At 48.9% G+C, this 6,993-nt stretch carries 8 protein-coding genes; 5 read left to right on the plus strand and 3 right to left on the minus strand.

Annotation, left to right across the window (positions count from 1 at the left end; genetic code table 11):
- Positions 1 to 340: hypothetical protein (locus RMO35_RS22140; protein WP_309744371.1), on the minus strand; the 340-nt coding region annotated here is incomplete at its 3' end.
- A gap of 75 nt (positions 341 to 415) precedes the next feature.
- Entirely contained in the window at positions 416 to 1,471 is a 1,056-nt protein-coding gene (locus RMO35_RS22145) for a MoxR family ATPase (RefSeq protein ID WP_309744373.1), read from the minus strand.
- 274 nt (positions 1,472 to 1,745) lie between these two features.
- On the opposite strand from RMO35_RS22145, the gene crtE reads away from it, so the two are divergent.
- The 3 genes from crtE to RMO35_RS22160 all read left to right on the plus strand — a co-directional run bounded on the left by crtE (position 1,746) and on the right by RMO35_RS22160 (position 3,823).
- Entirely contained in the window at positions 1,746 to 2,666 is a 921-nt protein-coding gene (gene crtE, locus RMO35_RS22150; protein WP_309744375.1) for a geranylgeranyl diphosphate synthase CrtE, read from the plus strand.
- 191 nt (positions 2,667 to 2,857) lie between these two features.
- On the plus strand, positions 2,858 to 3,319 hold the full coding sequence (locus RMO35_RS22155) for a divergent PAP2 family protein (protein WP_309744383.1): 462 nt from the start codon (positions 2,858 to 2,860) through the stop codon (positions 3,317 to 3,319).
- A 285-nt stretch (positions 3,320 to 3,604) separates the two neighbouring features.
- Positions 3,605 to 3,823, plus strand: coding sequence for a DUF4327 family protein (locus tag RMO35_RS22160; protein ID WP_309744377.1), 219 nt, complete (start codon positions 3,605 to 3,607; stop codon positions 3,821 to 3,823).
- A 19-nt stretch (positions 3,824 to 3,842) separates the two neighbouring features.
- On the opposite strand, the gene RMO35_RS22165 is transcribed toward RMO35_RS22160, so the two are convergent.
- Entirely contained in the window at positions 3,843 to 4,379 is a 537-nt protein-coding gene (locus RMO35_RS22165; RefSeq protein ID WP_309744379.1) for an NADPH-dependent FMN reductase, read from the minus strand.
- A 377-nt stretch (positions 4,380 to 4,756) separates the two neighbouring features.
- Here RMO35_RS22165 and RMO35_RS22170 point away from each other — a divergent pair, with 377 nt between their 5' ends.
- Positions 4,757 to 5,071 (plus strand): DUF6825 family protein, encoded by a 315-nt coding sequence (locus RMO35_RS22170; RefSeq protein WP_309744381.1) that lies wholly within the window; start codon positions 4,757 to 4,759, stop codon positions 5,069 to 5,071.
- Positions 5,072 to 5,298: 227 nt separating this feature from the next.
- The coding region (locus tag RMO35_RS22175) for an ABC1 kinase family protein (protein ID WP_396135711.1) at positions 5,299 to 6,993 on the plus strand (1,695 nt) is incomplete at its 3' end.

A 6,993-nucleotide genomic window follows, 5' to 3' on the forward strand; every position in this document is an offset into this window, starting at 1 on the left:
TGAGCCAATCCACCGCCACCAATTCACAAGCCAATCGCCAAGCTTCGTCACTTCGCACCGGATCGACATGATTGAGGAAAATGTGTAAATTACACTGAGCGATCGCATACGCCCATTCTGCACCACTAGCCCTTTGCCAGCCATTTAACTCGATCGAGCTAGAGGGTTGTTTGTCATAGCGATTCTGAACCACAATCCTGGCAAACCCATCCTGCGAAAAGTTTTGCCCGATCGTACTACCGACCCGATCGATAAATGCAAAAATCGGATGTTGGCGCAAGATCTCCAAGCCCTCTTGGATCGCTGCAAGGTTTTTCTGGGGCGGACGTTTTGCACTCATCTGGGGACGGGGGGAGGGGGGGACGGGGAGACTGGGGGTACTTAACTCACTATCCACTATCCACTATCCCCTAATCTACTTTTGCATCGCCAATCGCGGCAACGCGCGTGCCAGCTCGATCGTATACCAGGCAGGTAAAGTCGCGCCACTCTCTGTCTCTGTCACTACCAACTGTGCCAACTCTGTCGAAATCCTTGCCAGCAGCACGATTAGTTCCTTACACCGATTTGCTAGCTCGCGAGTTTCCCGCCGTACCTTGGATTCATCATCGGGTAATTCCTTAATTAAGCGATCGCGTAGCTGTTGCGTCAGAAAATAGAGAATATCCCGCTCATCCGGTTTTTCTGGCCAACTGGCATCGCCCTTAATTATCGCCGTCAAATCATGCGCCCGTTCTCGCAACTTCACAAACGCTACAAACTGCTGGGCGTGGCTGGGAGTCAGCAGTCCCGTCGCCACTGTTTTCATCTCCTCAAGTGTCGCCGCACTCCCATAAGAATGCAGTGCCCGCGAGAGCATTTCCCACGCACGCGGCGTTGAAAAAGTCTCCTCATGCTTGGGTGGCTTCGACCACAAGTGGTCGGAACGATTGCTGATATAGGAGACTACCAATTCGTGAATATCCGCGCTTCCAGCCCATTTTAGCCAGTCCTTCGCCGAAACCCGTAATTGGACGTGGAGCAGTCGATTGATGAGTGCCGAAGAAAGCGGACGCGTAATGGCGGCATCTTCTGCCCGATTTCCCGCTCCAATCACGATCGTACCTTCGGGAAGCTGGTATTCCCCAATCCGCCGATCGAGAATTAACGAGTAGAAGGCTTTTTGCACCTCTTGCGAACAGGCATTAAGTTCGTCTAAAAATAAGCAGTAAGGCCGATCTTGGGCGATCGTCGTCGGCGGACAAAACCGCGATTTCCCATCGACGATCTGCGGTACGCCGATAATATCTTCCGGCGCGAGTTGAGAACCCAGCAGCGAGATACATGGCAACCCGACAGATTCGGCAAAATTCCTGACTAGCGCTGATTTACCAATCCCAGGCGGCCCCCAAATGAACACGGGTAAAACTGGTGCGACGTTTAATAGAAACGGTGTCAATTGGGATGGAGTCAGGCTGGGCGCAGATTGCATGGCGATCGAGTCTTTTGGGTATTATAACCGACGACCGCAGCCGATCGAAAAGTAGCTAACTTACATTTTGCATTAAAACAAAGTTACTGGTGTTTTAGTGGATAGTGAATAGTGAATAGTGACTGGTACTCAGGAGTAAGTAAGTATTTGCTATTTCTCAATGCCCTAAAAAGAGCCAATTCCTCGTAAAATAGTTGAGACAAGGATTTTAACCCGTTAGCGTAGCTTTGGCTGTGCAGAGCGGTAGCAAATCGCTCCCCACTTTCTAGCACCAATGACTAGCAACCAGGATTTAATAGCTACACCGACTGCCTTCGATCTGGCGGCATATCTGACCGATCGACAGCCGCGCGTAGAAGCGGCTCTAGATGCCTCGATCCGCCCCGCCTACCCCGATACCATCTACGCTGCGATGAGGTATTCATTGCTAGCTGGGGGTAAGCGGTTGCGACCGATTTTGTGTCTGGCTAGCTGTGAAGCTGTCGGTGGCGATCCCGATCTGGCGCTGCCGATGGCTTGTGCGCTGGAAATGATTCACACCATGTCGCTGATTCACGACGACTTACCTGCGATGGATAACGATGATTATCGCCGTGGGAAGTTGACAAATCACAAAGTTTATGGTGACGATATCGCCATTCTCGCGGGAGACGGCTTGCTGGCTTATGCGTTTGAGTATATCGCCACCCACACCCAGGGAGTGAGTGCAGATCGCGTCCTCAAAGCGATCGCTCATTTAGCTAGAGCCGTTGGCGCTAATGGCTTAGTGGGCGGACAAGTCGTAGATCTAGAATCAGAAGGCAAGTCCGATATCTCGATCGAAACCCTCATTTACATTCACAATCACAAAACTGGTGCCCTATTTCAATCTTCGGTCGTCTGTGGCGCAATCTTAGCAGGTGCTACCACCGCCGAAATCGAAAAATTAGCCAAGTTCGCCCAAAATATCGGTCTAGCATTCCAGATTATCGACGATATTCTCGATATCACTGCCACCGGAGCCGAACTCGGTAAAACAGCAGGCAAAGATGTCGAAGCTCAAAAAGCCACTTATCCCAAGCTGTGGGGATTGGCAGAATCTAGACATCAAGCTGATAAGCTAGTAGCTGAAGCAAAAACGATCTTGGCTGAATTTGGCGATCGAGCGCTACCGTTGCAAGCTTTAGCCGATTATATTACCGATCGCAAAAATTGAGCTGGGGTGGCGTCCAGATTTAGAGCTTGCTTTAGTTAAATAATCGAGGGCGACGGATCTCGTCAACCCATCAAGTATTGAAACTTGTCGGTACTTTAATGCTATTTTCATGCTAACTATTAGATATTACTTTAGTCCTTTCCTTTGTTTAGGTCATTTACGTGGTTAGTCAGGCAGCCCCACCAATCGATATCAATGACATCAGTCAAATTTTAGACAACCGGATTTTACTCGTAGCCATAGCTGCATGTCTGATCGCGCAGGTACTCAAATTGATTATCGATACGATTCAAAATGGTAAAGTTAGTGCCAAAGTATTGACGACGACTGGGGGAATGCCCAGCGCCCATTCAGCGCTAGTTACATCGTTAGCTACCGGAGTTGGCTTAAATTTAGGGTGGAAAAGTGCCGAGTTTGCGATCGCGACAATTTTTGCGATTATTGTGATGTATGATGCGGCTGGAGTGCGTCAAGCTGCTGGAAAACAAGCCCGCATTCTCAATCAAATGGTCGATGAATTATTTTCGGAAGATCATAAATTTAATGAAGAAAAGCTCAAGGAATTGCTAGGACATACACCCGTACAAGTAATTGCAGGTTCGATCTTAGGCATTGCGATTACCTGGCTATCTTTAGCGATCGATCGAGTCTAGTAGTTGCGAACATCCGGCGATTTCCACCGATTTGCTAGGTCGGCAATCGGCACTTACAATCGCTGCTAAGTTGGGATAAGAATGAGGAGAGTAACCCCAGTAGGCATATTTACAACAAAGATTTTATGTTTGGATCGTGCCTGCTAATAGTTTGACAAGATTCGTAAGTGTGCGGTACAAATATAAAAGAGAACTTTGACTGGCGATCGCATCAATCGGCTAAAGAGAGCATTTAGCAAGATTATTTTTACTTTTATTAGCATTCACACAATTAAAGCATCATCTATGACTCAGCAAGTGCTTCACCCGATGGTGAAAATGCAACGTCAGGTAGAATCTTTGGTAGCATCCAAGATTCTCAATCCTAGCGATGGAATTTGGAAAATTGCCTTCCTCTACGGTACTAAATGGCAATACTGGAAAAACGAGTTATTGGACTTTGGCTTTACGCTCGAAGATCCCGTCAGCGAATTACTTGAAGTCGAAGGTTGGGACGAGGATTAGATCGATCGGCAACATCAGTTTAAGATTTATTTACGATCTCAACTAGGCTTTTTAATAGAGATTGAAGAGACTGAAGTGTCTGAGGATCTGTTATCTCACCGCGATCGTTTAATTTAGCAGAGACAGCCGGAATACAGATTGATGGAACTAGATCCGCCATCATCACCGCCAGCGTTTGCATGAGTGAGGCAGTTGCTTTAGCTCCACCGTCTGGAGCTGGCGATGCGCTGATGACAGCGGTAGGTTTGTACATGAATTCACCCGAAGAAACGATCCAGTCGAGGGCATTTTTGAGGACTCCAGGGATACCATGCGCGTATTCAGGAGTACAGAATATAACGGCATCAGCTTTAGAAATCCGATCTCGCCAAGCTTGCACGGGAGCGAGTGCCAGATCGCGATCGAGTTCGGGGTTAAAATGTGGTAAATCACCAATGCCCTCACAAATTGAGAATTGAAGATCGGCTGGCACTAACTCACGCATTGCCCGCAAGATAGTTGTATTGCTGGAACTAGAGCGCAGACTCCCAGAAATTGCGAGAATTTTCAGCATCATCCGAATCTATAAATTTACTTGCCAACACGTAAAGCGTTCCTGTCTTATCGAGACGATGCTCGATAAGACAGGAACATCCATGCTAGCAGCAGATTAGATGATACCGATTGCACCTGCGATCGAAACTTATAACTTAAACTTTGAATACTCACATCTTGCACCAGCGGCTTGTAGTCAGGAAGTTCCAGCTCTTAACGGCACTATCCACTATTCACGATCCACTAAAATACTAACAACTTTGTTTTGATTCAAGATGTAAAAATAGCGATTTTCTCGATCCCGAATTTAAAGTTAGACCGATCGGTAGCTCCAACCGCCGCATTCGACGCGTTATAATTCTTTACGGACGTACTATCAATCGTAGCTAGCTATCAACTATGACCAAACCAGCACTGAATAGTTTTTTTGTCGGTCGTGCCCTAGCTCAAAGCCTGAATGAAAAACTAGGCGAGACGCTGACCTATACCTTGAGCGAACTTGGCAAAATTAACGCCGAGCAGGGCGAAAAACTCCGTCAATTTGCCCAAGAAGTCATCGAGCGTGCCGAACGAGAGACTGCGGCGGCTGGTGGGAATACTACGAGAGTATCCACGGATGGGATACGTGTAGATGTCCAGGAAACGATCGACGATCTCAGAGCCGAAATTGCCAGACTCAGAGCGGAAATCCAAAAACATCGCTACCAGAGTTAAGTATTAGTGGCGAGTGCATCGAGTAGAGAGTTAACTATCGACCAAACCCAACAATTATCATAAATTCCGTGACAGCTATTTCCGAACCTTGCCTGCCAACTAATAGCGAGCCGCCTACCGAGAGCCTTCTCGTGCCAACAGGTACTCCCGATCGCCAGAGTAGCATCGCCGCCATCCCAGAGGCAAGGCTTAGCCCCAGCTCGGCAGCGGTTGCTGCGACATCACAATTGTCTTTAATCCCCAGTGCTACTGTGCCAGAGTCGTCAACTATCTCCATGCCACCAATTGTGACTCATCAGTCTAGTAGCGACCGTGCGTATCGGTGGAATCGCACTAATTATTCTAGGCGGCGGCGGAAATTTGATATTTGGGCGTTCTTTATCACGTTCTTGAATGGTTCCTGGATCGACGGTCGGAAGTGGAGCTATCTTGGTGGCTACACTGAGGCAAAACAGGCCGCCAGACGCCGCCGACAGGCAATTTGGATTCGGGATACGTTTTTGGAATTAGGGCCGACTTTCATCAAGTTAGGACAGCTATTTTCGACACGGGCGGATTTGTTCCCTGTGGAATATGTCGAGGAGTTATCAAAATTACAAGATCGGGTGCCAGCCTTCGGCTACGATCGCGTTGCCGAGATTATCGAGCGGGATTTGGGCAAACCCATCCCCGAACTATTCGCCAGTTTCGAGCCAGTACCGCTCGCCGCCGCCAGTCTCGGACAGGTACACATCGCACGGCTGCATACGGGTGAAGAAGTCGTCGTCAAAGTCCAACGTCCGGGACTGCACAAATTATTTACGATCGATCTGGATATCCTCCGGGGCATCGCCAAATATTTCCAAAATCATCCCAAATGGGGACAGGGCGGACGCGATTGGCTGGGAATCTATGATGAGTGCTGTAAAATTCTGTGGGAAGAGACTGACTATATTAGCGAAGGGCAAAATGCCGACACTTTTCGGCGGAACTTTCGATCGGCAGATTGGGTCAAAGTACCTCGCGTTTACTGGCGCTATTCTTCGACTCGGACGCTGACTTTAGAATACCTCCCCGGCATCAAAATCAGCCACTACGAGGGCATTGAAGCTGCCGGACTCGATCGCCAACAGATCGCCCGTCAAAGTGCCACCGCTTACCTCCAACAATTACTGACTGACGGTTTTTTCCATGCCGATCCGCATCCCGGAAATGTGGCAGTCGATCCCAAAACCGGAGCATTAATCTTTTATGATTTTGGGATGATGGGTCGCATCGCCCCCGGTACCAAAGAGAAACTGATGGATACCCTATTGGCGATCGCCGGACGCAATGCCGATCGCGTCGTCAATGGCTTAGTCGGATTGGGAGCCGTAGCCGCTGATGCCGATACCGATCCGATTCGCCGATCGATCCAGTATTTACTCGACAACTTCCTCGACAAACCGATCGAGGCGCAATCAGTCTCCCAGATTACCGACGATCTCTATGATATCGCCTACGGACAGCCCTTCCGATTCCCAGCAACATTTACCTTCGTCATGCGGGCATTCTCCACGATTGAAGGAGTCGGTAAAGGACTCGATCCCGATTTTAACTTTATGGCAGCCGCCCAACCCTTTGCGTTTCAAATTATGAATAGTAACGGTAACAGTACCCCCGATGCCAATACATTCCTAGCCGAAATCGGCAGACAAGCCGCTCAAGTCGGCTCATCAGCCCTCGGACTACCCCGCCGCCTCGAAGATACGATCGAGAAGCTAGAACGCGGCGATATCAAAGTCCGCGTGCGTTCGAGCGAAACCGATCGCTACTTACGCAGACTCGGCGCGATTCAACAAAGTACAAATTCGGCAATCTTGGCTGCAACATTTACATTGTCTGCTACGATGCTGTTTGTCACTAACAACACGCTCCCGGCTGGGGTTTTTGGTGTGTTCGCG

It is taken from the genome of Chamaesiphon sp. OTE_20_metabat_361, assembly GCF_031364565.1.